Source organism: Streptosporangium sp. NPDC048047 (assembly GCF_040653115.1).
Taxonomy (GTDB): domain Bacteria; phylum Actinomycetota; class Actinomycetes; order Streptosporangiales; family Streptosporangiaceae; genus Streptosporangium.
Genome location: NZ_JBEZNH010000001.1, coordinates 44,872 through 71,383, shown reverse-complemented (window position 1 = coordinate 71,383; position 26,512 = coordinate 44,872). Strand labels below are relative to the sequence as shown.

The following is a 26,512-nucleotide window of genomic DNA, read 5'->3' as shown; positions in this document are numbered from 1 at the left end:
CGACATCACGTCCATCAAGAAGGGTCAGACCGCCATGGAGCTGAAGCTCAACCGCGCGGTCGGCGACATCGCCGAGCTGAAGGCCGGGCAGGTCGAGATCCGCGATCTCCTCGCCCGCGTCGTCGGCAGGCTCGAAGGCGTCAGCGGCTGACGTCCCCCGGTCCCGCTCGCCCGCCACCCTCCGGCGGGGAGCACGGCTCCGCTCTCCTGCGGAGAGCACGTACCATCCTCGATATCGGCATAACCGCAAATCCCGACGAAGGGGACCGTAACCCGCCCGTCCGCGCGCGTGACCGCTCCGCGCGCCAGCATCGGGATATGAGCGATGAACCCCGGACCGTCACCCTTCCCGGCGACCGTCATCTGACCTGCGACACCTGTGACAACGACCGGTTCGAGCAACATGCCTGGAAGCTGCAGACCACGGGCATGAGCTTCATGAACCTCGACTGGGCCAACCGTGACGCGACCTGCTTTGTGTGCTCGGTCTGCCGGCGGATCCACTGGTTCCACCTCTGACCTCTGATCCTCCGGCCCCGCCGTCCGGCGCGCGTCGGCGACCCACGACCCACCGGCAGCGGGCGTCGGGGCACGAGCACCCCGGCACCGAGCGCCCGCACCCGGTCAGAACACCGGGATGATGTCGTCCGGGTCGAGGAAGCCGACCTCGACGCCGTCGATGTCGAGCTCGGGGATCGCGGGGAACTCGATGCCCCAGCGCTGCACGATGGCCCGGATCTTGGCCATCGCCACCCGCCAGTTGTCGGCCTGCTCCTCGTAGGAGAGCACGCCCAGGCCCGCGTCGCGCGCGTGGTCCATCAGGACGCGGTGGTTGGCCAGGAAGTACGGCGGCAGCTCCCAGAAGCCGTCCGGCGGCTCCCACAGGATCATGGAAAGGAACACGAACCCCGCCCGGAGCTGCCGGGTGATCAGCGTGCGGGTGTCGTCGGTGAGCCCGGGCCACTCGTTGTCGAGGATGGTCATGCAGATCTGCAGGTGGCGGGACTCGTCGCGGCCGATGCGGTGGAACATCTCGCTGAAGACCGGGTGGCGGGTGCCGCTCGCCATGCCGCGGAAGAGGGTGGAGGCCGCCATCTCTCCCATCATGAAGCTGGTGAACAGCACCGGCAGGGTGTACTTGCCGACGGCGCTGTTGTAGCCGGTCCAGTAGCGGCCGCCGTTGTGGTAGAGCCAGCCGATGTTGTTGTGGGCGGCCTTCTCCAGGTCGGTGACGGGGGTCCAGTCGAGCGGGCCGCCCGGCCAGAGCCTGGCGATGGTGCGCTGGCAGCACTCCTCGTGGTTCATCTCGTCACGGGTGATCGAGAAGAAGCACTTGCGGACCGGGTCCTCCTCGTGCTTCTCGAACGCCTGGATGGTGGCGCGGGCGAAGACCGCCGGGCCGGAGGCGTCGAAGTTGGCCAGCACGGAGAACCAGTACATGATCCCGAGGCGCTGCTCGGTCGTGAAGGCGGCCGGGTCGAGGTCGTCCCAGGGCAGGTCGGCGGGGTTCCAGACCATGCGCTTGGACTTCTCGTAGATGGCCGCCAGCTTCTCGGTCTCCACCCGCCATTCCATCGGGTAGATGTTCGGTTGGGGAACCGCGGGGGCGGGCCAGAACCCACCCTCGGGAACCGTCAGGTCCGCCATGATGCCACCCCTTCGGCCGCCCGGTTGTGACAGGCACAGCTCACATCCTGCGCCCGGATGTCACAATCTTTCAAGAGCGTGCCCGTTGGGAGGCGGCGACACACGCGAGCACCGCGACGGCGGCCACGACCGTGACCGGCCCGAACCGCTCGCCCATCAGGAGCCAGGCCCACACCAGCGTCAGCAGCGGCTGGGCGAGCTGGGTCTGGCCGGCGCGGGCGATCCCGCCCGCGGCCAGGCCGGCGTACCAGGGGATGAAGCCGAGGAACATGGAGAACAGGCCGACGTAGGCGAACCCCGCGAGCGACACCGCGTCCGGCCGCGATTCCGTCGTCAGTGCCAGTGCGACGGTCACCGGGACGGTGAGGGGCACGGCGATGACGAGGGCGTGGGAGATGACGTGTGAGCCGGGGATCTCCCGGGCGAGCCGGCCGCCCTCGGTGTAGCCGACGGCGGCCGACACGAGCGCGCCGACGAGCAGCAGGTCGGCTCCGGTGACGTGGCCGCCGCCCCGGCTGAGGGTGAAGGCGGTGATCGCCGCGGCGCCCAGGGCGCACGTCGCCCAGAAGAGCGGCCGGGGCCGCTCCCCGCCCCGTACGGCGGCGCAGGCGGCGGTGGCCGCGGGCAGCAGCCCAATGACCACCGCGGCGTGGGAGGTGCTCGCCCCGGCGGCGAGCGCCAGCCCGCTGAAGAGGGGGAAGCCGACCACGACGCCGGCCGCGATGAGCAGGTAGGGGCCGAGCAGGCGGCGGGGCGGCAGCAGGGGCGTCCGGGTGGCGAGGAGGAAGACCAGCGCCGCGGCGGCGGCGAGGGCGGCCCGGCCGGCGGCCACGAGGTAGGGGTCGAAGCCCCTCATCGCGAACGCCGTGGCCGGGAACGACATGGAGAACGTCAGCACGCCGAGTCCGGCGAGGACGGTGCCGCGCCACGCCGTGTCCGACGGGCCCTCACGGTGGGGCACCGCTACTCGATTCCGGACAATAGCGCTACTCTTATCCATCATGAATGACGATAGCAGTATCGTCCGGCTGGCAGCCAGCATCAGGGAGACCGCCGCCCGGATGCGCCCCGGCGACCGGCTGCCGTCGAGCCGCGAGCTGGTGCGGACCCACGGCGTGAGCCCGGTGACCGTGTCGCGGGCCCTGGGGCGGCTCGCCGCGGAGGGCAGGGTGATCGTCAGGCCCGGCAACGGCACCTACGTCGCCCCCGCCGTTCCCCGCCCGGACGACGCGGCGGACCTGTCCTGGCAGACGGTGGCCCTCGGCGACCGCGTGGTGGACGACGCCGCGGTGAGCGGCCTGCTCACCCCGCCGCCGGAGGGCGTCGTCCCCCTCACCGGCGGCTATCTCCCGGCGGCGCTGCTGCCGGAACGGGCCCTGTCCGCGGCGGCCTCCCGCGCGGCGCGCCGTCCCGGCGTCTGGGAGACGCCGCCGCTGAACGGCCTGGCCGAGCTGCGCGGGTGGTTCGCCCGGGAGGCCGGCGGCGGCGTCACCGCGGCCGACGTCCTGGTGGCCGCCGGGGGCCAGGCCGCCCTGACCCATGCCTTCCGCGCGCTGGCCGCGCCGGGCACGGCCGTACTCGTCGAGACGCCCACCTACCCCGGCGCGCTCGCCGCCGCGCGGGCGGCCGGGCTGCGGGCCACGGCCGTGCCGGTGGACCGCGACGGGGTGCGGCCGGAGCTGCTGGCGGAGGCGTTCGCGGTGACGGGCGCGCGGATCTTCTACTGCCAGCCCACCCTGCACAACCCCACCGGCGCGACGCTGCCCCCGGACCGGCGGCACCAGGTGCTCGCGATCGCCCGGGCCGCCGGAGCGTTCGTCGTCGAGGACGACTACGCCAGATATCTGACGACCTCCCCGGCCCCGCCCCCGCTGGTCGCGCTGGACCCCCACGGCACCGTCGTGCACGTCAACTCGCTGACCAAGCCGCTGTCGGCGGGCATGCGGGTCGCGGGGGTCGTCGCCCGCGGACCGGCCGCGCTGCGGCTGCGGGCGAGCCAGGTCGTGGAGTCGTTCTTCGTGCCCAGGCTGCTCCAGGAGACGGCGCTGGAGCTCGTCGGCTCCCCCGCCTGGCCCCGCCACCTGGCGGCGCTGGGCGCCGAGCTGGCGGCCCGCAGGACCGCGCTGGTCACGGAGCTCACCGTCCGCCTGCCGGCCGTCGACGTCCACCTCGTGCCCCGGGGCGGTCTCCACCTGTGGTTACGGCTGCCGCCCGGCACCGACGAGGACGCGGTGGTGGAGGCGGCCCGGCGGGCGGGCGTCACGGTCAGCCCCGGCCGGGTCTATCACCCGGCCGAGCCTCCCGGGCCCCGCATCCGGGTGACCCACTCGGCCGCCGCCCACGTGGCGGAGCTGTCGGAGGGGGTGCGGCGGCTGGCGGCCGCGCTGGAGGAGACCCGCTGACCGGCCGTACGGCGGGCCGGACCGCGGCCGTCCCGGGCCCCGGATCGCGGCGGGACCGCCTCCGAACCGGGTCTGGAGGGTCCCACGGCGGACCCGGACCGGGACCGCCTCCGGGCCCGGTCCGGGTCCCCGTGGGACCACCCCGGGCGGATCCGGGCACGGCCGCGAGGCCGGTCGCGGAACCGCCGTACGGGGGCCCGTTCCCCTGAACACCACCGAACCGTCCATGGTGGAGTCGCACGGAATAGAACCCTCTAATGCCATACAGTGGTTGCGAAGAGGTGATCGCCCCGATGAACGATCCTGCCGCCCTGGTCTGCGACTTCGTGAACACCTACGACGTCGAGAGCGGCGCCGACACGATCCCGTCCCCCGCGGCGCTGGCGGCCTGGCTCGCCGGGCGCGGGCTGGCCGCGCCGTCCGACACGGCCACCGCCGACGACCTCGCGCTGGCCGTCGCCCTGCGGGAGACCCTGCGCGAGGCGCTCCGCCGTAACCACGCCCCCCGCAACCGCGACGCCCGCGGCCATGACGCCGGAGACCGTGACGACACCCACGGCCGCGGCGACGCCCGCGACCGCGATGACCTCCACGGCGTCCGCGACGCCGATGCCTCCGGCGGGCCGGCGGACGATGACGTGCCCGGCGACGGACGGTCCGGCCCTCCGTCGCGGGTGCTCGCCGGGCTCCCGCTGCGGGTGGTCCTGACGGCCGGCGAACCGGCCCTGGGGCCGGTCGCGGAGGGGACGCCCGCAGGGCTGGCGCGGATCGCGGCGGCGGTGATGGCCGCGCACGCGGCCGGGATGTGGTCCAGACTGAAGGTGTGCACCGAGAGCACCTGCCAGTGGGCGTTCGTCGACTCCTCGAAGAACCGCTCGCGGTCCTGGTGCTCCATGAGGGTGTGCGGCAACCGCACAAAGACTCGGGCATATCGGGCACGACGTCAGGCGGAGACCGGATCGCGTCATCTACGAGCCGGATTCCCCGATACGGTGTAGGTGCCTGTCTCACGGATCACCGCGCCTGATGCCCGCTCGCGCGGCCGGAGAACCGCGAGGCAGCGCGTCCTGAGGCGACGGCACGGCAGCAAAGGAGCGGGCCGAGATGGCAGACGTAGGCGTGCGGGTGGCTCGGCACGATGATGTCGCCGCGGTGACGAGCACCCAGATTCGCGCCTGGAAATACGGCTACCGGGACTTCCTTCCCGAGGGGCCGCTCGAGCAGATGACCAACGCGGCGGCCGAGGCGATGTGGCGGCGCCAGTGGGACGAGGCGATCGTCAGCCCGCCGTCCTCCCGCCACCGGGTCCTGGTGGCGGTCGAGCAGGTCGTCCTCGACACCGACGCGTTCCCCGCGCTCGGCCCCGGCGGGATCGAGGCCGCCGCGGCGATGCGGGGCGCCGAGCGTGTGGTGGGCCTGGCCTCCCACGCCCCCGCCGAGGACCCCGATCTGAACCCGGACACCACGGCGGAGATGCTCAGCTTCCTGGTGGACCCCGACTACGTCCGGCGCGGGCACGGCAGCCGCCTACTCAACGCGACGGTCGACTACCTCCGCGACGACGGCTACCACACCATCGTGACGTGGGTCTTCGCCGACAACCACCGGGTCCTCGGGTTCCTGGAATCGGCGGGGTGGGGTGAGGACGGGGCCGAGCGGGTCCTTAACATGGGGCGGCCGGTGCGGATGGTCCGCCTGGCCACCGACATCAGCTGAACGCCGGCGCGCGCCGGCCCGGGGCCGCGATGCGCCCGGGACCGGCCGCGGGCCGGTGACAACGCCCGAGAGGAACCCCGCAGCCCATGGCCACCCCGAGCCAGTGGATCGCCGGAGCACGTCCGCGCACCCTTCCCGCCGCCGTCGTCCCCGTCGCCGTCGGCACCGGCGTCGCGATCGGGGACGGCGGGGCGGTGTGGTGGCGCGCCCTGCTCGCCCTGTTCGTGGCGCTCGCCCTGCAGATCGGGGTGAACTACTCCAACGACTACAGCGACGGCGTGCGCGGCACCGACGACCAGCGGGTCGGGCCGATGCGCCTGGTCGGCTCGGGGGCGGCGGCGCCCCGCCAGGTCCTCGCCGCGGCCCTGGGCTGCTTCGCCGCCGCCGCGGTGGCGGGCCTGGCGCTGGTCGTGGTCACCCGGGCGTGGTGGCTGCTGGCGGTGGGCGCGCTGGCGATCGCCGCGGCCTGGTTCTACACCGGCGGCTCGCGGCCCTACGGCTACCGCGCGCTCGGCGAGCTGTCGGTGTTCGTGTTCTTCGGCCTGGTGGCGACGGCGGGCACGACGTTCGTCCAGCTCGAACGGCTCTCCTGGACCGCCCTGGCGGCCTCCGTGCCGGTCGGTCTGCTGGCCTGCGCGATGCTGGTGGTCAACAACCTGCGTGACATCACCACCGACGGTCCGGCGGGCAAGCGCACCATGGCCGTGGTGCTGGGCGACCACCGCACCCGCGTCCTCTACACCCTCTGCCTCGTCCTGCCGCTGGCCGTCGCGCTCGTCATGGCGGTGTGGCGGCCGTTCACGGCGCTGGCCATCCTGTCCGCGCCGCTGGCGATCGCCCCGGTGCTGTTCGTCGGGCGCGGCGCAACCGGCCCGGCCCTGATCGCCACACTCCAGCAGACGGGCCGCTTCCAGCTCGCCTTCGGCCTGCTGTTCACCGTCGGCCTCGCCCTCTGACGGGGGACGCCGAGCCGGTCCGGCCCTCCGTACGGGCCCGGCCCGGCGGCCCCGGCGGCCACCGGTGATCCTCACGGTCCGGCCGGTGCGCCGGGGTTCAGGCGGCCAGCGGGCGGCGCATCACCACGCGGGGCGCGAGCTCGATGCCCAGCTCGCGTTCATGCGCCACCAGCGCGACCATCTCCGGCCCCCACTCCGCGGGATCCAGTACGCCGAAGCCGCGCCGGGCGTACCAGGGCGCGTTCCACGGCACGTCCCGGAACGTCGTCAGCGTCACGGCCGGCGCGCCGACCGAGGCCGCGTGGTCGCAGACCGCCTCCAGCAGCCGCCCCCCGATGCCGCGCCGCCCGTGATCGGGGTGGACGGCGAGCTGGTCGAGGTGGACGCCGCCGTCCACCCAGCCGATCATGGCGAAGCCGACCGGTGGCGCGCCGGCCACCAGGACCCGCGACGGGTCGCCGGCCTCCGCGATCGTCGTGGTGTCGGGCGGGAAGGTGATGCCCACCGCGGCGAACATCCCGTCGGCGGCGGTCTCCACCGCGGCCAGCCCGGGCAGCTCCCCGGCCACGGCCCAGCGCACCCCGCCCGGATCCGGGTGTCGATCTCCTGTCATGGGATCGGAGGATACCGGGGAATGCGCTTCCTCGCCGGGTGACCGGCATGCCGGGAAAGCCGCCGGAGGCCGATGACCCGGGGCGTGGAAACCCCCGGACGGCCGGGACGGGAGGACCGGTGGAGGTCCACGGCGCGGTGTCCGGCACGTCCCGTCCGGTGGGCTCCGCCGGACGAACCTCCTCGGGGCCCGCCGGATGCCGCCGGACGGGCCCAGGACGGTCTCTCAGAGGTCGAGCAGGTGCTCCAGGCCGACGGTGAGCCCCGGCGTCTCCCCCACCCGGCGCACGCCCAGCAGGACGCCGGGGGTGAACGACGAGCGGTTCATGGTGTCGTGGCGGATGGTGAGGGTCTCGCCGTCCCCGCCCAGCAGCACCTCCTGGTGGGCGATCAGCCCGGCCAGCCGTACGGCGTGGACGCGGACCCCGTCCACCTCGGCGCCGCGCGCGCCCTCCAGCTCGGCGCTGGTGGCGTCGGGCATCGGCCCGGCCCCGGCCTTGCGCCGCGCCTCGGCGACCAGCTCCGCCGTACGGCGGGCGGTGCCGGAGGGCGCGTCGGCCTTGTTCGGGTGATGCAGCTCGACGATCTCGACGGAGTCGAAGTAGCGGGCGGCCTGCTGGGCGAAGTGCATCATCAGCACGGCCGCGATGCCGAAGTTGGGGGCGATCAGCGCGTTGACACCGGGGCTGGCGTCGAGCCAGCCGCGCACGGTGGACAGCCGCCCGGCGTCGAAGCCGGTGGTGCCGACCACCGGGTGGACGCCGTGGGCGATGCACCATTCGAGGTTGCCCATGACGACGTCGGGGTGGGTGAAGTCCACCACCACGTCGCAGCCGGTGAGCCCCTCGATCGGGTCGCCCTTGTCGAGGGGGGCGACCAGCTCCAGGTCACCGGCGGCCTCGACGGCCTTGCACACTTCCCTGCCGACGCGTCCGCGCGCGCCCAGAACTCCAACCCTGATCACGGCCACAGGCTATACCGTCGGCCGTCCCGCCCCTTCGCGAGCACCGCCCGGCGCGGCGGAGGAGCGGCTCGGGCGCCGGACGGCCAGGACACGGGACGGCCAGGACACGGGACGGCCAGGACACGGGACGGCCCCGGCGCTCGGGAGCGCCGGGGCCGTCCGTGATGCCGTGAGACCGTGTCCTCGAAGCCGGTCAGCCGGTCAGGGCCGCGCTGAAGTCCTTGCCCTCGTAAGGCCCGATCACCGCGAGGGTCATCGGGCGGCTGAGGACGTCACGGGCGACGGCGGTGATCTCCTCGGGGGTGACCGCGTCGATCCGGGCGAGGATCTCGTCCACCGACAGGTGCTCGTCGAAGACCAGCTCGCCCTTGCCGATCCTGGACATCCGGGAGCCGGTGTCCTCCAGGCCCAGCACCAGGCCGCCGCGCATCTGCCCCTTGCCCCGGCCGATCTCCTCCTCGGAGATGCCCTCGGCGGTGACCCGCAGGAGCTCCTCGCGGCAGATCTTCAGCACCTCGTCGATCTTCGACGGCAGGCAGCCGACGTAGACGCCGAACTGGCCGGTGTCGGCGTAGGAGGAAGTGTAGGAGTACGCCGAGTAGGCGAGCCCCCGCTTCTCCCGGATCTCCTGGAACAGCCGCGACGACATGCCGCCGCCGAGCGCCGCGTTCAGCACGCCGAGCGCGAAGCGGCGGTCGTCGGTGCGGACCAGGCCGGTCGTGCCGAGGACCAGGTTGGCCTGCTCGGTCGGCCGGTGCAGCACCCGGACGCCGGAGTGCGACTCGACGCCGGGGCCCGAGACGCGCGGTGGGACCGGCGCGGCGTCGCCGCCGAGGGCTCCGGCCCGCTCGTAGGCGGCGGCGACCAGTTCGACGACCCGCTCGTGGGTGACGTTGCCCGCCACCGCCACGACGGTGTGCGTGGGCAGGTAGTGCCGCCGGTAGTACTCGGCGATCCGGTCGCGGTCGATGGCGTTGATCGACTCGACCGTGCCGAGGATCGGCCGCCCGACGGGCGTGTCACCGTACAGCTCCGCGGAGAACTGCTCGTGCACCACGTCCGACGGGTCGTCGTCGTGCATGGCGATCTCCTCGAGGATCACGCCGCGCTCGGCCTCGACGTCCTCGGGGGTGATGACCGAGGAGGTGACCACGTCGGAGAGGACGTCGATCGCCACCCGCAGGTCCTCGTCGAGGACCCGCGCGTAGTAGCAGGTGTACTCCTTGGAGGTGAAGGCGTTGATCTCACCGCCGATGCCCTCGATCGCCGCGGAGATCTCCAGCGCGTCCCGCGTGGGGGTGCCCTTGAACAGCAGGTGCTCAAGGAAGTGGGAGGCCCCCATGTGCTCGGGGGTCTCGTCCCTCGATCCGATGCCGACCCACATGCCGACCGCGACGGAACGCACGGTCGGCATGGACTCGGTCACCACCCGGAGCCCACCGGGGAGGACGGTGCGCCGCACCACCCCGGCGCCGTCCTTGCCGGGGTGCAGAGTGGTCGTGATCACGAGTTGCGGTCTTCCCCCCCGCGGCCGCCGCCGCCGTTGCCGCTGCCGCTGCGGGTACGGGTGCGGGTGCGGCGCGGCCGCTCCTCACCGGACTCGGCCGGGGCGGCGGACGCGACGGGAGCGGCGTCACCCGACTCCGGCGTGCCGGCCTCGCCCCTGGCCTCCGCCTCCCGCTCCACGACCTCGACCGGGACCAGGGACAGCTTGCCGCGCGAGTCGATCTCGGCGATCTCCACCTGGACCTTCTCGCCGACGTTCATGACGTCCTCGACGTTCTCGATGCGCTTGCCGCCGTGCAGCTTGCGGATCTGGGAGACGTGCAGCAGGCCGTCCTTGCCCGGCATGAGGGAGATGAAGGCGCCGAAGGCGGCGATCTTGACGACCGTGCCCAGGTAGCGCTCCCCGACCTCCGGCATGTGCGGGTTGGCGATGGCGTTGATCGCCGACCGGGCCGCCTCGGCGGACGGGCCGTCGGTGGCGCCGATGTAGATCGTTCCGTCGTCCTCGATCGTGATCTCGGCGCCGGTGTCGTCCTGGATCTGGTTGATCATCTTGCCCTTCGGGCCGATGACCTCGCCGATCTTGTCGACCGGGACCTTGATCGTGATGATGCGCGGCGCGGTGGCGTTCATCTCCGCCGGAGAGTCGATCGCCTCCTGCATCACGTCGATGATGGCCAGACGCGCGCCCTTGGCCTGCTTCAGCGCGGCGCCCAGGATCGAGGCGGGGATGCCGTCGAGCTTGGTGTCGAGCTGCAGCGCGGTGATGACGTCCTTGGTGCCGGCGACCTTGAAGTCCATGTCGCCCATGGCGTCCTCGGCCCCGAGGATGTCGGTCAGCGTGACGTACTGGTCGCCCTCGTTGATCAGGCCCATCGCGATGCCGGCGACGATGCCCTTGAGCGGGACGCCCGCGTCGAGCAGCGCCATCGTCGAGGCGCAGACCGAGCCCATGGAGGTCGAGCCGTTGGAGCCGAGCGCCTCGGAGACCTGGCGGATCGCGTAGGGGAACTCCTCGCGGGCCGGCAGGACCGGGATGAGCGCCCGCTCGGCGAGCGCGCCGTGGCCGATCTCGCGGCGCTTGGGCGAGCCCACCCGGCCGGTCTCGCCGGTGGAGTAGGGCGGGAAGTTGTAGTTGTGCATGTAGCGCTTGGTGCGCTCGGGGTTGAGCGTGTCGATCATCTGCTCCATGCGGAGCATGTTCAGCGTCGTGATGCCCATGATCTGGGTCTCGCCGCGCTCGAACAGGGCCGAGCCGTGCACCCGGGGCACGACGTGGACCTCGGCGTTGAGCTGGCGGATGTCCTTGACCCCGCGGCCGTCGATGCGGACGCCCTCGTTGATGACCCGCTCGCGCATGAGCTTCTTGGTCACCGTGCGGAAGGCCGCGGAGATCTCCTTCTCACGGCCCTCGAAGTCGGCGCCCAGCTTCTCCAGCGCCAGGGCCTTGACGCGGTCGAGCTCGGCCTCGCGCTCCTGCTTGCCGGCGATGGTCAGCGCCGCGGCGAGCTCGCTGCGGATCGCGGTGGTCACCGCCTCCAGGACGTCGTCCTGGTAGTCGAGGAACAGCGGGTACTCGGCGGTCTCCTTCGCGGCGACCTTGGCGATCCTGGCCTGGGCGTCGCACAGCACCTTGATGAACGGCTTGGCCGCCTCGAGGCCCTGCGCCACGGTCTCCTCGGTCGGCGCGACGGCGCCGTCGGCGACGAGCTTGAGCGTGTCACGGGTGGACTCGGCCTCGACCATCATGATCGCGACGTCGCCGTCGTCCAGGACGCGGCCGGCGACCACCATGTCGAAGGTGGCGCGCTCCAGCTCCGGGTGGGTCGGGAACCCGACCCACTGGCCGTCGATCAGCGCGACGCGGACGCCGCCGATCGGGCCGGAGAAGGGCAGCCCGGCGAGCTGGGTGGACAGGGACGCGGCGTTGATCGCGACCACGTCGTACAGGTGGTCGGGGTGCAGCGCCAGGATGGTCGCCACGACCTGGATCTCGTTGCGCAGGCCCTTGACGAACGACGGGCGCAGCGGCCGGTCGATCAGGCGGCAGGTGAGGATGGCGTCCTCGGAGGGACGGCCCTCACGGCGGAAGAAGGAGCCGGGGATGCGGCCCGCGGCGTACATCCGCTCCTCGACGTCGACCGTCAGCGGGAAGAAGTCGAGGTTCTCCTTGGGATGCTTCGAGGCGGTGGTGGCCGAAAGGACCATCGTCTCGTCGTCGAGATAGACGACGGCGGAACCCGCCGCCTGGCGCGCCAGGCGCCCGGTCTCGAACCGGACGGTACGCGTGCCGAATGAGCCGTTGTCGATGACGGCTTCGCTGTTGTGGACACCCTCCACGGGGGACCTCCTTGTAGGATCGGTCGCCCGCGCCCGGTCAGGCACGCGTGTCGCGCCTGACCTCCTTTTGCCGGCCTCCCCGTGGTGCAGCGCCGGTCTTCGATCGAAGCGCCCGGTTCCGTACGGCTCTCGCCGTGATGACCGGGGGCCACTACCGAGGACCGGCCCTCCCACGCCGTGGGGCGCGCTTGCTGGCGGACGCGGGGCAGTTGTCTCGGCTGTTCAGTTTTGCGCATCGGACCGGTGCTCCTGTGGCGCGACGCGCCGGGCACCTTCCGATGTGGCCGGGGAGCGGCGCGCCGCGCCGCTCCCCGATCATTCTATCGCCGCAGGCCGAGCCGCTCGATGAGCGAACGGTAACGCTCGATGTCCTTGCTGGCGAGGTACTTGAGCAGACGGCGACGACGACCGACGAGCAGCAGCAGGCCGCGGCGGCTGTGGTGGTCGTGCTTGTGCACCTTCAGGTGCTCGGTGAGCTCGCTGATGCGCTTGCTGAGCAGCGCGATCTGCACCTCGGGGGAACCGGTGTCGGTCTCGCCCTTGGCGTACTCACCGATGATCTGCTTCTTTGCTGCGGTGTCGAGCGACACGTGTCTCCTTGAACCTCTACGGGCACGCGGGATCTCAGATGCCCGAGCGACCGTGCGTGCCTACAGTCGCCGTGGCGGCGTCAGCACCGGCGTGGCGGCGTCGCCGACCTCGCCGGTTACAGAACTGACATGCCAGGTTACCACCCGGCTCCAAGCTCTCGCACATCCGGTGCCGCGTACCCCGCGCGTCCGCCGTACTCCCGTGAACCGCTTCCATGCGGGCGGGAGCCCGGGAGACGGCTCAGAAGGAGCCGGGAGGGGTCCAGGTGCCGGCGAGGAGACGCGCCCGGTCGACGTCGGCGCGCATCTGCCCGATGAGCGCCTCGACCGAGTCGAACCTGAGGTTGTCGCGGAGCCGCGGCCCGAAGTCGACGGCCACGTGGGCGCCGTACAGCTCCAGGTCGTCGCGGTCGAGCGCGTACGCCTCGACGGTGCGGGGCACGCCCTCGAAGGTCGGGTTGGTGCCCACGGAGATCGCGGCGGGCCAGCGCTCGCCGTCGTAGGCGACGGGGAGGTTGCCGTTGGGGACGCACTGCAGCCAGCCGGCGTAGACGCCGTCCGCGGGGATCGCGGTGAAGGCGGGCGACTCGACGTTGGCCGTGGGGAAGCCGAGCTGCCGGCCCCGCTGGTAACCGCGGACCACCACGCCCTCGACCCGGTGCGGGCGGCCGAGCGCCAACGCGACGGCCTCGGTGTCGCCGGCGGCCAGCCCGTCCCGGATGAGGGTGGAGGAGATGATCTCCCCGTCGCTCACCAGCGGGACGGCCTCGGCCACGAAGTCGTACTTCTCGCCGAGCGTCTGCAGCGTCTCGATGTCACCGGCGGCCTTGTGGCCGAACCGGAAGTTCTCCCCGACCACGACGCCGCCGGCGTGCAGCCGGTCGACCAGGATGGTCTGCACGAACTCGTCCGGGCTCATCCGGGAGAACTCCAGGGTGAACGGCAGCACGCAGACCGCGTCCACGCCGAGCGCGGCCAGCAGCTCGGTGCGGTGCCGGGGCGTCGTCAGCCTCAGCGGGTGCGTGCCCGGCCGCACCACCTCCTCCGGGTGGGGGTCGAAGGTGACCACGACCGAGGACATGCCGAGCTCGCGGGCCATCCCCACGGCGCGGGCCACCATCTTCTGGTGACCGCGGTGAACCCCGTCGAAGACGCCGATCGTGATGACGGACCTGCCCCAGTCCCCGGGCACGTCTTCCAATCCGTGCCAGCCTCGCACCGCAGCCTCTTCCCTCGTACCGGATCGACTTCCTAAAGCCTGCCACGTCCCGGGGGCTTTCCCGCAACCGGGGAGGCCGACGGAGATGACAGGTCACCTTACCCCGGACGCGGGAGCCGCCCTTCCGGGCACCGCCCCCGGGACGCGGGGACGCGCCGCCCTCAGGGCACGAAGACCGCCAGCGACCTGGTGAACCCGCCGCGCTCCTCGACCAGCGCCAGGAGCGTGCCGTCCGGGCCGAACACCCCTATCGGCCCCTCGCCGGCCCCCAGGGCGGGCAGCCGTCCGCCGTGCCCGACGACGGCCGCCTCCTCGGCGGTCACGTCCCGCCTCGGGAAGGCCGCCGCCACCGCCTCGGCCATCGGTGTGATCACGCAGTCCGCGGCGAGCTGCTCGATGGTCCGGGCCGTCGCCAGGCCGTAGGGGCCGACCCGGGTGCGGCGCAGGAACGTCAGGTGCCCCCCGGTGCCCAGCGCGGCGCCCAGGTCGCGGGCCAGGGCCCGGATGTAGGTGCCGCTGGAGCAGGTCACCGAGGCGTCGACGTCGACGACGTCGCCCTCGCGGCGGACGGCGGTGACCTCGAAGGCCGACACGGTGACCGGCCGTCCGCTCAGTTCGACCTCCTCCCCCGCCCGGGCCCGCTTGTAGGCCCGCTCGCCGTTCACCTTGATGGCGCTGACCTGCGGCGGGACCTGCGTGATCCGGCCGGTCAGCGCGGCGACGCCCTTGGCGATCTCCTCGTCGGAGATGTGCGCGGCGGACGCCGTGGCGGTGACCTCGCCCTCCGCGTCGTCGGTGTTGGTGGACGCCCCGAGCCTGATCGTGGCGTCGTAGCCCTTCTCGGTGAGCGCGAGGTGCCCCAGCAGCCGGGTGGCCTTCTCCACGCCGACCACCAGCACCCCGGTGGCCATCGGGTCCAGCGTGCCGGCGTGTCCCACCCGGCGGGTGCCGGCGATGCCGCGGAGCTTGCCGACGACGTCGTGGGAGGTCCATCCGGCGGGCTTGTCCACCACGATCAGTCCGCTCGGCGGCGGGGTGCGCTTGGCGCGAGCCGTACTCATGTCGGGGTCGTCCTTCTGCGAGAGCCTCTGCGGGAGCTTCGGCGGGGTCCTTTTCGGGCGCGGGTTCCTCGGGGCCGTGATTCTCACCGGCGGGGATTCCTCCGGGTCCGGTCTCTCCAGGTACGGGTTCCGGTGCGGGTTCCGATGCGGTCCCTCCGGGCGCGGGTTCCTCAGGCGGTGCGGGGTTCCTCAGGCGGCGCGGCGCAGCAGCGCGCGGAAGGCGGCCATCGTCTGCTCGACGGGCTGGTGGGAGGTGAAGCCCGCCGCCTTGGCGTGCCCTCCGCCGCCCAGCGTGGCGCAGACGCGGGAGAGGTCGATCCCGCCCTTGGAGCGGGTGGAGACCTGCCAGGCCCCTCCGTCGTCCTCCTTGAGGATCACCGCCACGTCCGCGTCGTCGGTGCGGCGGACCACGTCGATGATGCCCTCCACCTCGTGGTACGGCAGGCCGTAGGCCGCACGGTCGTCGTGGGTGACGTACGTCCAGACCAGCCCCAGGCCGTCGCCCGCCTCAGGCTCCAGGACCACCCGCTCCAGGGCGAGGCCGAGCACCCGGAGGTAGCCGAAGGGGGAGCGGTCCCACAGCTCCCGGGCGATCTCCTCGGGGTTCAGGCCGGTGGCGATGAGCCGCCCGGCCATGGCGTGCACCTCGGAGGTGGTCGAGGAGTGCCGGAACGACCCGGTGTCGGTGACCAGCCCGGCGTACAGGCAGGTCGCGATGTCCCGGTCGACCGGCAGGCCGAGCCGCCGGATCAGTTCCTCGGCGAGCACAGCGGTGGCCGCCGCGCCGGGGTCGACCAGGTTGAGCGTGCCGAAGCCGGTGTTGGACGGGTGGTGGTCGACCACCACCAGCTCGCGCGCCTTGCCCGCGACGCGGGCCAGCTCGCCCAGCCGGTCGGGGATGGGCGCGTCGAAGGAGATCATCAGCTCGGGCGCGGCGGGGTAGTCGTCGGGGTCGACGAGGAGATCCTGGCCCGGCAGGAAACGCAGCAGCCGGGGCACCGTGAAGCCGCGCTCCCCGAAGGAGGCCACGACCCGCTTGCCCACCGCCCGCAGCGCCAGCCCGACCGCCAGGGTCGAGCCGAGCGCGTCGCCGTCCGGGGAGATGTGGCAGGCCAGCGCGACCTCCTCCGCGGAGGAGATCAGCTCGACGGCCCGGTCCCAGTCACGACCGGGAACCGGGCCCTCGTCACGCGGCTGCGGCGTCACGTCGCCGAGCGTCCCGCGTGCTCGGACGGCTCATCCTCGGCCTCGTCGGCCTCGTCCACGCCGTCCCTGTCCTCGGGCTTGCGGTAGGGGTCGGCCTCACCGGCGTGCCTCGCGCTCTCCGCCCGCCTGGCGATCTCGGCGTCCCTGGCCTTCGCCTCGGCGAACAGGCCGTCGAGGTGCCGGGCGTTGTCGGGGAGGGGGTCGTGGGTGAACAGCAGCGTCGGCGTGTGCCGCAGCCCGGTCTGGCGGCCCACCTCCGAGCGGATGAGCCCCTTGGCGCTCTCCAGAGCCGCCGCCGAGTCGGCCCGCTCGGCCTCGGAGCCGAACACGGTGTAGAACACCGTCGCCTCACTCAGGTCGTTGGTGACCCGCGTGTCGGTCACCGTCACGAAACCCAGCCGAGGGTCCTTGATCCGGCGCTCCAGCATCTCGGCGACGATCTGCTGGATCCGGTCGGCGATCTTACGTGCGCGCCCTGCGTCCATGTTCGCTCTCCCCCCTTCTCACAGTACGGCCGGGCGCAAACGGGGGGCGGCCGGCCGTCTGCGGCTAGTCCTCGTTGTCGTTGTAGAGCCGCTGCCTGGCCGACAGCAACTCGATCTCCGGATGGAACGCGACCAGGCGCTCGCAGTCGTCCATGACCACGCCGCAGTTCGCGGCGGTCGCCGAGACGACCGCGATCCCGATCTCCGTACGGCGGTGCAGGTCCAGATGGCCGGTCTCGGCGACGGCCACACCCGGGAACCGTCGCTGCACCTCGGCGATGATGGGTCGCACCACGGAGCGCTTCTGCTTCAGCGAGCGGACGTCGCCGAGCAGGATGTCCAGTGTGAGGGCACCTACATACATGTCGGATCACGCCACGAACGTCGTCGTGCCGCCGGCGGGAGCGGGACCGCCCGCCGGCCGGTGGCCCTCGCCCACGAGGGGCGGGGCCTTCCGGCCGGCGGGCGGTCCGTCACCGGACCGGGACATCAGACGCGCGGCTTCTCCCGCATCTCGAACGTCTCGATGACGTCGTCGATCTTGATGTCGTTGTAGCCGACTCCGATACCGCACTCGAAGCCCTCGCGGACCTCGGTCGCGTCGTCCTTGAACCGGCGCAGCGAGGAGACCGTGAGGTTGTCGGAGATGACGACCCCGTTGCGGATGAGCCTCGCCTTGCTGTTCCGGACGATCGTGCCCGAGCGGACCAGCGTACCGGCGATGTTGCCGATCTTCGGCACCTTGAAGACCTCGCGGACTTCGGCGGTGCCCATCTGGACCTCTTCGAACTCGGGCTTGAGCATGCCCTTGAGGGCCGCCTCGATCTCCTCGATCGCCTGGTAGATGACCGAGTAGTAGCGGATGTCGACGCCCTCGCGCTCGGCCAGGTCGCGCGCCCGGACCTCCGGACGCACGTTGAAGCCGATGATGACGGCGTTGTCGTCGGCGACGGCCAGGTTGACGTCGTACTCGGTGATGGCGCCGACGGCGCGGTGGAGCACCCGCAGGCGCACCTCTTCACCGACGTCGATCTTGAGCAGGGCGTCCTCGAGAGCCTCGACCGAACCGGAGACGTCACCCTTGATGATGAGCTTGAGCTCGTCGACCTGGCCCTTCTCCATCTCGCTGAAGAGCTCTTCGAGGGTGCGGCGACGGCCGGACCTGGCCATGTCCGCGGTGCGCTTGCGCGCCGCCCGCTGCTGGGCGATCTGACGCGCCATGCGGTCGTCGGTGACGACGATGAAGTTGTCACCGGCGCCCGGCACCGCGGTCAGGCCGAGGACCTGTACCGGACGCGACGGACCGGCCTCGTCGATCGACATGCCGTTGTCGTCGAGCATCGCCCGGACGCGGCCGAAGGCCTCGCCACAGACGATCGAGTCGCCGACGTGGAGCGTGCCGCGCTGGACCAGCACGGTCGCGACCGGGCCGCGGCCCCTGTCGAGGTGCGCCTCGATGGCGACGCCCTGGGCGTCCATCGCGTCGTTGGCCCGCAGGTCGAGCTCGGCGTCCGCGGTGAGCAGGATGGCCTCGAGCAGGTTGTCGATGCCGGTCCCGTTCTTGGCGGAGATGTCGACGAACAGCGTGCTGCCGCCGTACTCCTCGGCCACCAGGCCGTACTCGGTGAGCTGGGCACGGACCTTGTTGGGGTCGGCGCCCTCCTTGTCGACCTTGTTGACCGCGACCACGACCGGAACCTCGGCCGCCTGGGCGTGGTTCAGCGCCTCGATGGTCTGCGGCTTCACACCGTCGTCGGCCGCGACCACCAGGACGGCGATGTCGGTGACCTTGGCACCGCGGGCACGCATGGCGGTGAACGCCTCGTGACCCGGGGTGTCGATGAAGGTGATCCTCCGGTCTTCGCCCTCGTGCTCGGCGGAGATCTGGTAGGCGCCGATGTGCTGGGTGATGCCACCGGCCTCCCGCGCCACCTCGTTGGTGTGCCGGATCGCGTCGAGCAGCTTGGTCTTACCGTGGTCGACGTGACCCATGACGGTCACCACCGGCGGACGCGCGACCAGGTCGCCCTCGTCGCCCTCGTCCTCACCGAACTCGATGTCGAAGGACTCGAGGAGCTCGCGGTCCTCCTCCTCCGGGCTGACCACGAGCAGGTTGTAGTCCAGCTCGGCGGCCAGGAGCTGCAGCGTCTCCTCGTTGACCGACTGCGTGGCGGTCACCATCTCGCCCAGGTGCAGCATGATCTGCACCAGGGACGCCGGGTTCGCGCCGATCTTGTCGGCGAAGTCCGCCAGGGAGGCGCCGCGCGACAGCCGGATCGTCTGGCCGTTGCCGCGCTGGACCTGCACGCCGCCGATCGCCGGGGCCTGCATGTTGTCGAACTCCTGGCGCCTCTGGCGCTTGGACTTGCGACCGCGGGTCGGACGTCCGCCCGGACGGCCGAAGGCGCCCGCCGTGCCGCCACCGCGGCCACGGCCACCGCCGCCACCGGGACGGCCGGCGAAACCGCCGCCACCGCCACCGGGACCGCCGGTGCCGACGCCGGGACGGCCACCGCCGCCACCGGGACGACCGGCGAAACCGCCGCCACCCGGACGGCCACCGCCGCCACCGGGACGGCCCGCACCGCCACCGGGACGGCCACCGCCGCCACCGGGACGACCGGCACCGCCACCGCCGGGACCGGCGGGCCGGCCCTGGGGCATCATCATCGGGCTGGGACGCGGACCGCCGGGACGCGGGCCGGCGACACCGCCGCCGCCACCCGGGCGCGGACCACCCGCGCCGGGACCCGGACGGGGACCGGCGGCGCCGGCCGGGCCGGGGCGGGGCCCCGGACGCGGTCCGGCGCCGTCACGCTGCCCCTGCTCGCGGGGACCGCCGTCACGCGGGCCCGGACGCGGGCCGCGGTCGCCCGGACCGCCGTCACGGCCACCGGGACGCGGCGGACGGGCCTGGCCCATGCCGCTGGCGTTCGAGGAGAACGGGTTGTTGCCGGGACGCGGGCCGCGCGGGCCCGGACGCGGGCCGGGCTTGGGACCGCCGGCGCCGGCGCCGGAACGCGGAGCCGAGGGTGCGCCGCCGGGACCGCCGGTGGGGCGGCCCTCCGGACGCGCGGCCTCGGGCCGCGAGCCCTGGCTGGGACGCGGACCCGGACGCGGACCCGGCCGGGGGCCGGACGCCGGACGCGTGGCCTCGGGCCGGGGCGCCTCGAACCGCGGCGGCTGGACCGCCGAGGGCGGCGGCTGCTGCTGAGGCTGGGAGACCTGCGGGGCCTCCGGAGCCTCCGGAGCCTGCGGCGCCTCAGCCGCGGGGGCCGCGGGACGGGCCACGGGGCCGGGCCGCGGACCCGGCTTGGGAACGGGTCCCGGCCTGGGACCCGAGGATCGCGGCGCCGCGGGGGCGCCGGTTCCGGCCTGGCCATCGGCCGGCCGGGGTGCCGCCTGCGGCGGCCTGGACGGCCTGTTGCCGCCCCTGTCGGACGACCCCTTGACGGGGCCGCCCAAAGCTTCGGTGAGCCGACGGACCACCGGCGCCTCGATGGTCGAGGACGCCGAACGCACGAACTCGCCCATCTCCTGGAGCTTGGCCATGACGACCTTGCTCTCAACGCCGAACTCCTTGGCGAGCTCGTATACCCGGACCTTCGCCACTGCACTCCCTTACTCGGCCCGGGAGGCACAGCCGCCGGACCGTCGTTACGTAGACGTACTCATCGCCGCATGCTCATCAGGCGCTCATAGCTATCTGACCAGCCCATCAACTCGGCGTCCTACATGACAGTTGGCAACCATTTCACCCGTTCCTTTCGGAGTGGAGCCCTTCCAGGTGAGCCCGTACCGGCGACGGGTCGAGCGGTCCCGCGGCGCGAAACGCCCGCGGAAACACCCGCCGCCGCTCGGCGAGCTCCAGGCAGCTCAGGGAGGGGTGCAGTGAAGCACCACGCCCGTGCAGCCGTCTTCGCAGGTCGGGGACGATGACGCCCTCGACCGCCACCAGGCGGAGCAGCTCGGAGGAAACCGTGCGAACCCGGCACCCCACACACGTTCGCAGTGGGGTGGCCTGGTCACCATATTCCAGCTTACCGCGTGGGCGCATCTGCGGAACCGGCCGCCTCCCCCGTCTGGGTATCGGGCCGGATGTCGATGCGCCACCCGGTGAGGCGATTGGCCAGCCGGGCGTTCTGCCCCTCCTTGCCGATCGCCAGGGAGAGCTGGTAGTCCGGCACGGTCACGCGAGCGGCACGGCCCTCGCTGTCGATCACCTCGACATGCGAAACACGCGAGGGCGACAGGGCATTCCCGACGAACTCGGCCGGGTCCTCCGACCAGTCGATGATGTCGATCTTTTCGCCGTGGAGCTCGGCCATCACGTTGCGCACCCGCGAGCCCATCGGGCCGATGCAGGCGCCCTTGGCGTTGATCCCGGGCCGCCGGGAGCGGACCGCGATCTTCGTACGGTGGCCCGCCTCGCGGGCGATGGCCGCGATCTCGACGGTGCCGTCGGCGATCTCCGGCACCTCCAGGGCGAACAGCTTCTTCACCAGACCCGGGTGGGTGCGCGACAGGGTCACCGAGGGGCCCTTGGGGCCCTTCTTGACCTGCACGACGTAGCAGCGGAGGCGCTCGCCGTGGACGTACTCCTCGCCGGGCACCTGCTCGTTGTGCGGCAGGACGGCCTCGATCTTGCCGAGGTCGACCAGGACGACCCGCGGGTCCTTGCCCTGCTGGATCACTCCGGCCACCAACTCGCCCTCGCGGCTGGCGAACTCGCCGAAGTTGATCTCGTCCTCGGCGTCCCGGAGCTGCTGCAGGATGACCTGCTTGGCGGTGGTCGCGGCGATGCGGCTGAAGTTGCCCGGGGTGTCGTCGTACTCCCGGACCACCTGGCCGCCGTCGTCCAGCTCGGCGGCGTAGATGGTCACGTGCCCGGTCTTGCGGTCGAGCTCGGCGCGGGCCTTGGCCGCCGCCCCCTCGCTCCGGAAGTAGGCGATCAGTAGCGCGTCCTCGATGGCCTTGACGACCAGGTCGAAGGAGATGTCCTTCTCCCGCTCCAGGCTGCGCAGGACGCTCATGTCGATGTCCACGAGGCTCCCCCTTAGCCCTCGTCGCCGTCTTCGCCGTCGTCTTCGGCGTCGTCGAACCGGCGGAACTCCACCTGCACCCGTCCTCGGGCCAGGTCCTCGTACCCGACGCGGCGCGGTGTCCCCGCCACGTCGAGCTCCACGCCGGTCTCGTCGGTGGCGACGATCCGGCCCTCCATGCTCGTGCCGTCCCGCAGGTCGGCCTTGACCAGCCGGCGCACCGCCCGGCGCCAGTGGCGCGGCTCGGTGAGCGGGCGGTCGACCCCGGGAGAGGAGACCTCCAGCACGTAAGGGGTGCTTCCCATCACGTCCCCGGCGTCCAGAGCCTCGGAGACGGCCTGGCTGACCTCGGCGACGTCGTCCAGGCTGACGCCGCCGTCGCGATCGACGACGACACGCAGCAGGCGCCGCTTGCCCGCCGGAGTGACCGTGACGTCCTCCAGGTCGAGCCCGGAGGCGAGGGCGACGGGTTCCAGAAGCTTCATCAGGCGGTCGCGGGATGTGGCGCTGCCCATGCCGACCTCCCATTTTCACGATCTACAGCCGGGCGGACCTCGCCCTTGCGGTTCACAAGCCTATCCACATCAGGGCGCGGAAGAAGCGCCACTCGGCGCGGCGAGCCAGCCCGAGAGGCGCGGTGAATGGTTTCCCAGCCCTTACGATGCTAGATGCGTCAGCAGCTCATCCGTACCCGGAGGTCGTCCGTGCGTTCCCTGTCCCGGCGTGACCTGCTGCGGGACACCGCCGCCGGGGCCGCCGCCGCGGCGGTCGCCGTGACGGCCGCCGGATGCGCCGAGGAGCCCGAGCACCAGCGCGCCGAGCCTCCCGACCCGGAGACCGTGCTGCTCAGGCAGCTGATCGCCGACAAGGAGCGGATCATCGGGCTGTACGCCTCGGCCTCCTCCGCCAAGCTCCTGCCCTTCAAACGGCGGCACGAGGCCCACCTCGCCGAGCTGCGCCGGAGGCTTCCCCCCGCCGCCCGCGGCGCCGGGGCCTCCGCGACCCCGGCGCCCTCCGGAGACGCCGCCGCGCCGCCTGGGCCGTCTGAGACCTCCGCCTCCGGGACGCCCGCGCCGGAGCCCCGCGCCTCCCTGCGGAGCCTGCGGACCGCCGAGCGGCAGGCCGCCGGCTCGCGCCCCCGGCAGGCCGAGGGCGCCTCACCCGCGCTGGCCCAGCTGGTCGCCTCCATCGGCGCCTGCGAGGCCGCCCACGCCGTGGCCCTGGGAAGGCCGCTGTGAGGGCCCGGAACACCGCGCGGAACGCGGGACCGGCCGGGGCTCCGGCGCTCACGGCACTCACGGGGGCCGCGGGGTTCACGGGAGCCGCGGGCGCGGTCGCGCCGGCCACCCCGGCCCCCGGAGCCGGCGGGGGGCTCGGCACGGCGCTGGCGGCCGAGCACGCCGCCGTCTACGCCTACGGGGTCCTCGCCGCGCGGGCCGAGGGCTCGCTGCGCTCCGTCATGACCGCCGCCTTCAACGCCCACCGCGCCCGCCGGGACCGGCTCCGCGCCATGATCATCGAGCGCGGCGGCACCCCGGCCGAGCCCGACGCGAGCTACCGGTTGCCCGCCGTCCCCTCCACCTCCGCCCAGTTGACGGACCTGGCCGTGTCGGTGGAGCGGGGGGTGACCGCCGCCTACATCGAGACCGTCGCGTCCGGTGACCCGGCCGTCCGGCGGATGGCCGCGCTGGCCGTGCAGGAGTGCGTGGTGCGGGCGTACGGCCTGCGCCCGGAGATCGAGACGTTCCCCGGCATGCCCGCCCCCGCGCCCTCCTCCCCCGCCGCCACCCCGACGCCGCCCCCGCCGTCCTGAATTCGTGCCCCCGCGCACGTGGCCCGGGGCCTCCGGGCGGCTCGACGCGGACGTCCGGCGCGGCCCGGGACCGCGAGACCCGTCCGGCGCGGACGTCCGGCGCGGCCCGGGATCGAGAGATCCGTTTGCCGCTCTCCAGCCGGGTAGCTGAAAGGAGCAGACGGTCAAGGAGGAAGCAATGGGCTGGCAATACCGGAAGTCACTGAAGTTCGGTCCGTTCCATCTCAACCTGTCGCGCGGCGGCGTCGGGCACAGCTGGGGCAACCGGGCCTTCCGCGTCACGAAGACCGCCGACGGCAGGAAGACGGTGACCGTGCACCTCCCCGGCGGGTTCCACTGGCGCAAGACCCTCAGCGGCTCCCGCTGAACCGTGTGCGTCCGGACGGTGCGCGACGTCCCGCGCACCGTCCGGACGCACGAGACGTCTCACATGTCGCCCGGACGGGCAAACGGCGTCCTCCGCCACGCCCGGACGGGCACGGCGTCCCGCTCATCGCCCGGACGGGTCGCGGCGTTTCCCGCCTCTTCCCGGGGGCACAGTCGCCACGTGATGGATAAAACGGACATAGGGGATGACCGTGTCACGGTGACCCCGTGCGAGGACGGGCCGCTGCTGCTGCGGGGCCCGTTCGTCCTCACCACCCAGGACGGAGCCGTCATCGACCCCGGCCGGTCCACGGTGGCGCTGTGCCGCTGCGGGCGCTCGGCGGCCAAGCCCTTCTGCGACGGCTCACACCGGCCCGCCCGCTTCCGCGCCCCGAGCGAGCCCGACCCGCCCGCCTGACGGCGCCCCGGCCGGCCCGGCGGCCCTGATCCGCCGGACCGAGTGCGCCGCCGTCCGCATCCGGCGACCCGCGTACGGCACGCCGCCGAAGAACAGCCGCGCCGCCAGGGCCAGCCAGGCGCAGACCGCCCGCTCCAGCAGCCACACCGGTGCGAACAGCGCCGCGGAGAAGGGGAAGATCCGCCGCCCTCCGGCCCGGCGGCGGCCGGTCTCGGCGACCCCCACCGCCAGCCCGGCGCAGACGAGGACCATCCCGTACCGGCGGCGCGACAGCGCGGCGGCCAGCGCGGGCAGCACGGACAGGAACGCCGCCAGCCGGACGGGCTGCGCGAGGTCGTCGTAGGCCTGCCGGACGCGCTGGGACCAGAACCGCGCCGGGTCGGGCGGCAGGCGGCGGACGTACAGACCCGGCGGACTGCACTCCCGCCCGCCGTGGACGCGGACCGTGCGGATGAGCTCGAGGTTCTCGAACAGCACGTCCCCGTCGTAGCCGCCCATCTCGTGGAAGACCGACCGGCGCACGCCGAAGGTGCCGGGGTAGTCGGCGCCGAAGGCACGGTTGAGGAGGGTCCGGGCGGTGTCCCAGCGGGCGTGCCAGGGCAGCGGGTCGAAGTGGTTCTGCGGCCTGACCAGATCGGCCCGCCCGAGCAGGACGCCGATCGCGGCCAGCTCGGCCTCGCCGTAGCGCACGTCGTCGTCGGCGATGACCACGCGCTCGGCACGGGCCCGGCGCATCCCGGTGATCACCCCGTTGACCTTGCCGTTGACGAAGGCGAGGTCGTCGTCGGGCCGGAGGTGCTCGGTGATTCCGGCCCAGACGGCGGCGTGCCGCTCGAAGACCGGAGACGGGGAGCCGTCGACGACGATGACCCGCGCGTGGCGGGCGAGCAGGCGGAGGTAGTCCGTCAGCTCCGCCAGGCCCGCCTCGTCACCGTCGTCCCAGCGCAGCGGCAGGACGTAGTCGAGGCCGGGGGCCTTCGCCGGGCCGGCGTCCGTCATCGGCCGCTCACCGCCAGCCCGGTCCCGTCCCGGCCGGTCCCGCGTGACCCGGCGCCGTCCTGCCCGATCCCGTCGTCCCGCCCGGTCCCGTCACGCGCGGTCCCGTCACGCGCGGTCCCGTCACGCGCGGTCCCGCGCGGCCCGGCCTCGCGCAGTGAGGTGACCCCGCGCTCCCAGCTTCCCAGGAGGTGCTCGGCGAAGAGCCGGTCCAGGGCGAGGGCGCACGCCGCGCCGTACAGGACGTCGGCGGCCAGGCCGGGGTGTTCGGCGGCGAACGCGCCGCACATGTCGTGCGCGGCGATCTGCTCGTGGACCGCGTCGGCCTGCACGTGCTCGTCGTAGAAGCGGCAGGCCGCGTCGTCGCCGCCGAGGCGGCGGAGTCCCCGGGCGTACCTGCGGTTGGGGACCGAGGAGGTCATCTCGAAGGCGGCCAGGTGGCCCAGCAGCGCGCCCCGGTGCCGCCGGTGCAGCCCGAACAGCGATATGACGTTGCCGGTCGCCAGCGTGACCGCCGGCACCCGGTCGACGTGGGCGCCGTAGGAGTCGTCCAGGCCGAGCCCGCGCATCGTGGCCCCGAACAGCTCCGAGTGCATGCGCCCGGGGCGGCCCGCGCCGTACTCGTCGGCCTGGATCTCCACGAGGGCGGCCTTGGCCGCACCGCGCAGCCGCGGGATCGCCCAGGTGTGCGGGTCGGCCTCCTTGAGGTGGTAGACGGAGCGGTGGACGACGAACTCGCGGAACCGCTCCAGGTCGGCCCGCCGTTCCAGGAACGCCGCCAGTGACGGGCCGCCGTCGGCGGCGGCCACCAGCCCGGCCAGCGCCCGGCGCATGCGTGCGGGCGTCCCCGCCGGTACGGCGGGCGGCCGCGGCACGGTCTCCGCGAGGCCCGCCTCGAACCGCCGTTCCAGCGTCCGCCGGACCGCCAGCAGCGACGGCTCCCACTCCCAGTCCTCGGCCACCTCGTCGAACCCCTGGTAGTGCAGCTCGTAGCAGGCGAAGAGGGCGAGCTGGAGGTCCTCGTCCCCGAGGGGCGGTCCTCCCGCGGGCTCCGGCGCCGGGCCGAGGTCGTGCGGCGGCCGGGCCAGCCGAGCGAAGAGGAAGCCGGTGAGGGGCCCCCGAGGGGCGGGTAGCTGCATTTCTCGGAACTCCAGGGCGGTGCGGGTACGGCGG

27 protein-coding genes are annotated in these 26,512 nt (G+C 73.1%); 9 read left to right on the top strand and 18 right to left on the bottom strand.

Annotation, left to right across the window (positions count from 1 at the left end; genetic code table 11):
- Positions 1-318 precede the first annotated feature (318 nt).
- Entirely contained in the window at positions 319-519 is a 201-nt protein-coding gene (locus AB0D67_RS00330) for a hypothetical protein (RefSeq protein ID WP_362928181.1), read from the top strand.
- A gap of 105 nt (positions 520-624) precedes the next feature.
- Here the strand turns inward: AB0D67_RS00330 and AB0D67_RS00325 are convergent, their stop codons facing one another.
- Together AB0D67_RS00325 and AB0D67_RS00320 are read right to left on the bottom strand one after the other, a co-directional pair.
- A complete protein-coding gene (locus AB0D67_RS00325; protein ID WP_362928179.1) occupies positions 625-1,647 on the bottom strand; it encodes a hypothetical protein in 1,023 nt (340 codons plus the stop codon).
- Between the two features lie 70 nt (positions 1,648-1,717).
- The gene (locus AB0D67_RS00320) at positions 1,718-2,608 is read right to left on the bottom strand and encodes a DMT family transporter (RefSeq protein ID WP_362928177.1); all 891 of its coding nucleotides are present in this window, start codon (positions 2,606-2,608) and stop codon (positions 1,718-1,720) included.
- Between the two features lie 40 nt (positions 2,609-2,648).
- On the opposite strand from AB0D67_RS00320, the gene AB0D67_RS00315 reads away from it, so the two are divergent.
- The 4 genes from AB0D67_RS00315 to AB0D67_RS00300 all read left to right on the top strand — a co-directional run bounded on the left by AB0D67_RS00315 (position 2,649) and on the right by AB0D67_RS00300 (position 6,721).
- Positions 2,649-4,049 (top strand): PLP-dependent aminotransferase family protein, encoded by a 1,401-nt coding sequence (locus AB0D67_RS00315; protein ID WP_362928175.1) that lies wholly within the window; start codon positions 2,649-2,651, stop codon positions 4,047-4,049.
- Between the two features lie 293 nt (positions 4,050-4,342).
- Positions 4,343-5,047: a CGNR zinc finger domain-containing protein gene (locus AB0D67_RS00310; protein ID WP_362928173.1), complete on the top strand. Its 705-nt coding sequence runs from the start codon at positions 4,343-4,345 to the stop codon at positions 5,045-5,047.
- 106 nt (positions 5,048-5,153) lie between these two features.
- On the top strand, positions 5,154-5,765 hold the full coding sequence (locus tag AB0D67_RS00305; protein ID WP_362928171.1) for a GNAT family N-acetyltransferase: 612 nt from the start codon (positions 5,154-5,156) through the stop codon (positions 5,763-5,765).
- An 86-nt stretch (positions 5,766-5,851) separates the two neighbouring features.
- Complete coding sequence (locus AB0D67_RS00300; protein WP_362928169.1) at positions 5,852-6,721, top strand: 1,4-dihydroxy-2-naphthoate polyprenyltransferase; 870 nt, start codon at positions 5,852-5,854, stop codon at positions 6,719-6,721.
- Between the two features lie 97 nt (positions 6,722-6,818).
- On the opposite strand, the gene AB0D67_RS00295 is transcribed toward AB0D67_RS00300, so the two are convergent.
- The 14 genes from AB0D67_RS00295 to rimP form a co-directional block, all read right to left on the bottom strand.
- The gene (locus tag AB0D67_RS00295; RefSeq protein WP_362928167.1) at positions 6,819-7,334 is read right to left on the bottom strand and encodes a GNAT family N-acetyltransferase; all 516 of its coding nucleotides are present in this window, start codon (positions 7,332-7,334) and stop codon (positions 6,819-6,821) included.
- A 225-nt stretch (positions 7,335-7,559) separates the two neighbouring features.
- On the bottom strand, positions 7,560-8,297 hold the full coding sequence (gene dapB, locus AB0D67_RS00290) for a 4-hydroxy-tetrahydrodipicolinate reductase (RefSeq protein WP_362928165.1): 738 nt from the start codon (positions 8,295-8,297) through the stop codon (positions 7,560-7,562).
- 193 nt (positions 8,298-8,490) lie between these two features.
- Entirely contained in the window at positions 8,491-9,801 is a 1,311-nt protein-coding gene (locus AB0D67_RS00285) for a pitrilysin family protein (RefSeq protein WP_362928733.1), read from the bottom strand.
- Positions 9,801-12,143: a polyribonucleotide nucleotidyltransferase gene (locus tag AB0D67_RS00280; RefSeq protein WP_362928163.1), complete on the bottom strand. Its 2,343-nt coding sequence runs from the start codon at positions 12,141-12,143 to the stop codon at positions 9,801-9,803. The genes AB0D67_RS00285 and AB0D67_RS00280 overlap by 1 nt, the downstream gene beginning before the upstream one ends.
- Before the next feature lie 320 nt (positions 12,144-12,463).
- Positions 12,464-12,733, bottom strand: coding sequence for a 30S ribosomal protein S15 (rpsO, locus tag AB0D67_RS00275; protein WP_179818888.1), 270 nt, complete (start codon positions 12,731-12,733; stop codon positions 12,464-12,466).
- A 241-nt stretch (positions 12,734-12,974) separates the two neighbouring features.
- Complete coding sequence (locus tag AB0D67_RS00270; protein ID WP_362928161.1) at positions 12,975-13,952, bottom strand: bifunctional riboflavin kinase/FAD synthetase; 978 nt, start codon at positions 13,950-13,952, stop codon at positions 12,975-12,977.
- A 161-nt stretch (positions 13,953-14,113) separates the two neighbouring features.
- Entirely contained in the window at positions 14,114-15,013 is a 900-nt protein-coding gene (truB, locus tag AB0D67_RS00265) for a tRNA pseudouridine(55) synthase TruB (protein ID WP_362928159.1), read from the bottom strand.
- A 189-nt stretch (positions 15,014-15,202) separates the two neighbouring features.
- Complete coding sequence (locus AB0D67_RS00260; RefSeq protein WP_362928157.1) at positions 15,203-16,219, bottom strand: bifunctional oligoribonuclease/PAP phosphatase NrnA; 1,017 nt, start codon at positions 16,217-16,219, stop codon at positions 15,203-15,205.
- Positions 16,216-16,704 (bottom strand): 30S ribosome-binding factor RbfA, encoded by a 489-nt coding sequence (gene rbfA, locus AB0D67_RS00255; protein ID WP_362928155.1) that lies wholly within the window; start codon positions 16,702-16,704, stop codon positions 16,216-16,218. Before rbfA ends, AB0D67_RS00260 begins: the two co-directional genes overlap by 4 nt.
- Before the next feature lie 64 nt (positions 16,705-16,768).
- Complete coding sequence (locus tag AB0D67_RS00250; protein ID WP_362928153.1) at positions 16,769-17,068, bottom strand: DUF503 domain-containing protein; 300 nt, start codon at positions 17,066-17,068, stop codon at positions 16,769-16,771.
- Positions 17,069-17,193: 125 nt separating this feature from the next.
- Positions 17,194-20,316 (bottom strand): translation initiation factor IF-2, encoded by a 3,123-nt coding sequence (infB, locus tag AB0D67_RS00245; RefSeq protein WP_362928151.1) that lies wholly within the window; start codon positions 20,314-20,316, stop codon positions 17,194-17,196.
- 142 nt (positions 20,317-20,458) lie between these two features.
- Positions 20,459-20,761 (bottom strand): YlxR family protein, encoded by a 303-nt coding sequence (locus tag AB0D67_RS00240; protein WP_362928149.1) that lies wholly within the window; start codon positions 20,759-20,761, stop codon positions 20,459-20,461.
- Positions 20,745-21,749 carry a transcription termination factor NusA gene (gene nusA, locus AB0D67_RS00235; protein ID WP_362928147.1) on the bottom strand — a complete coding sequence of 335 codons (1,005 nt, stop codon included), beginning with the start codon at positions 21,747-21,749 and terminating at the stop codon, positions 20,745-20,747. The genes AB0D67_RS00240 and nusA overlap by 17 nt, the downstream gene beginning before the upstream one ends.
- Positions 21,750-21,760: 11 nt before the next feature.
- Positions 21,761-22,261, bottom strand: a complete 501-nt coding sequence (gene rimP, locus AB0D67_RS00230; RefSeq protein WP_362928145.1) for a ribosome maturation factor RimP — start codon at positions 22,259-22,261, stop codon at positions 21,761-21,763.
- Between the two features lie 189 nt (positions 22,262-22,450).
- Here rimP and AB0D67_RS00225 point away from each other — a divergent pair, with 189 nt between their 5' ends.
- The 4 genes from AB0D67_RS00225 to AB0D67_RS00210 all read left to right on the top strand — a co-directional run bounded on the left by AB0D67_RS00225 (position 22,451) and on the right by AB0D67_RS00210 (position 24,343).
- Positions 22,451-22,984, top strand: a complete 534-nt coding sequence (locus tag AB0D67_RS00225) for a hypothetical protein (RefSeq protein WP_362928143.1) — start codon at positions 22,451-22,453, stop codon at positions 22,982-22,984.
- The gene (locus AB0D67_RS00220) at positions 22,981-23,559 is read left to right on the top strand and encodes a ferritin-like domain-containing protein (RefSeq protein ID WP_362928141.1); all 579 of its coding nucleotides are present in this window, start codon (positions 22,981-22,983) and stop codon (positions 23,557-23,559) included. Before AB0D67_RS00225 ends, AB0D67_RS00220 begins: the two co-directional genes overlap by 4 nt.
- Positions 23,560-23,737: 178 nt before the next feature.
- The gene (locus AB0D67_RS00215) at positions 23,738-23,926 is read left to right on the top strand and encodes a DUF4236 domain-containing protein (RefSeq protein WP_362928139.1); all 189 of its coding nucleotides are present in this window, start codon (positions 23,738-23,740) and stop codon (positions 23,924-23,926) included.
- A 219-nt stretch (positions 23,927-24,145) separates the two neighbouring features.
- The gene (locus tag AB0D67_RS00210; RefSeq protein WP_362928137.1) at positions 24,146-24,343 is read left to right on the top strand and encodes a CDGSH iron-sulfur domain-containing protein; all 198 of its coding nucleotides are present in this window, start codon (positions 24,146-24,148) and stop codon (positions 24,341-24,343) included.
- Here the strand turns inward: AB0D67_RS00210 and AB0D67_RS00205 are convergent.
- Together AB0D67_RS00205 and AB0D67_RS00200 are read right to left on the bottom strand one after the other, a co-directional pair.
- The gene (locus AB0D67_RS00205) at positions 24,290-25,342 is read right to left on the bottom strand and encodes a glycosyltransferase family 2 protein (protein WP_362928135.1); all 1,053 of its coding nucleotides are present in this window, start codon (positions 25,340-25,342) and stop codon (positions 24,290-24,292) included. The two genes, AB0D67_RS00210 and AB0D67_RS00205, sit on opposite strands and share 54 nt — an antisense overlap.
- Positions 25,339-26,478 (bottom strand): iron-containing redox enzyme family protein, encoded by a 1,140-nt coding sequence (locus AB0D67_RS00200; RefSeq protein ID WP_362928133.1) that lies wholly within the window; start codon positions 26,476-26,478, stop codon positions 25,339-25,341. The genes AB0D67_RS00205 and AB0D67_RS00200 overlap by 4 nt, the downstream gene beginning before the upstream one ends.
- Between the last annotated feature and the right edge of the window lie 34 nt (positions 26,479-26,512).

Excerpts from the sequence above, each read along its gene's own strand:
- truB (WP_362928159.1), bottom strand. The coding sequence starts at position 15,013 with ATGAGTACGGCTCGCGCCAAGCGCACCCCGCCGCCGAGCGGACTGATC.
- AB0D67_RS00330 (WP_362928181.1), top strand. The coding sequence starts at position 319 with ATGAGCGATGAACCCCGGACCGTCACCCTTCCCGGCGACCGTCATCTG.
- AB0D67_RS00325 (WP_362928179.1), bottom strand. The coding sequence starts at position 1,647 with ATGGCGGACCTGACGGTTCCCGAGGGTGGGTTCTGGCCCGCCCCCGCG.
- AB0D67_RS00240 (WP_362928149.1), bottom strand. The coding sequence starts at position 20,761 with ATGCGCCCACGCGGTAAGCTGGAATATGGTGACCAGGCCACCCCACTG.
- AB0D67_RS00215 (WP_362928139.1), top strand. The coding sequence starts at position 23,738 with ATGGGCTGGCAATACCGGAAGTCACTGAAGTTCGGTCCGTTCCATCTC.
- AB0D67_RS00310 (WP_362928173.1), top strand. The coding sequence starts at position 4,343 with ATGAACGATCCTGCCGCCCTGGTCTGCGACTTCGTGAACACCTACGAC.
- rimP (WP_362928145.1), bottom strand. The coding sequence starts at position 22,261 with ATGGGCAGCGCCACATCCCGCGACCGCCTGATGAAGCTTCTGGAACCC.
- AB0D67_RS00200 (WP_362928133.1), bottom strand. The coding sequence starts at position 26,478 with ATGCAGCTACCCGCCCCTCGGGGGCCCCTCACCGGCTTCCTCTTCGCT.
- AB0D67_RS00205 (WP_362928135.1), bottom strand. The coding sequence starts at position 25,342 with ATGACGGACGCCGGCCCGGCGAAGGCCCCCGGCCTCGACTACGTCCTG.
- AB0D67_RS00300 (WP_362928169.1), top strand. The coding sequence starts at position 5,852 with ATGGCCACCCCGAGCCAGTGGATCGCCGGAGCACGTCCGCGCACCCTT.
- AB0D67_RS00315 (WP_362928175.1), top strand. The coding sequence starts at position 2,649 with ATGAATGACGATAGCAGTATCGTCCGGCTGGCAGCCAGCATCAGGGAG.
- AB0D67_RS00250 (WP_362928153.1), bottom strand. The coding sequence starts at position 17,068 with ATGTATGTAGGTGCCCTCACACTGGACATCCTGCTCGGCGACGTCCGC.
- AB0D67_RS00305 (WP_362928171.1), top strand. The coding sequence starts at position 5,154 with ATGGCAGACGTAGGCGTGCGGGTGGCTCGGCACGATGATGTCGCCGCG.
- AB0D67_RS00295 (WP_362928167.1), bottom strand. The coding sequence starts at position 7,334 with ATGACAGGAGATCGACACCCGGATCCGGGCGGGGTGCGCTGGGCCGTG.
- rbfA (WP_362928155.1), bottom strand. The coding sequence starts at position 16,704 with ATGGACGCAGGGCGCGCACGTAAGATCGCCGACCGGATCCAGCAGATC.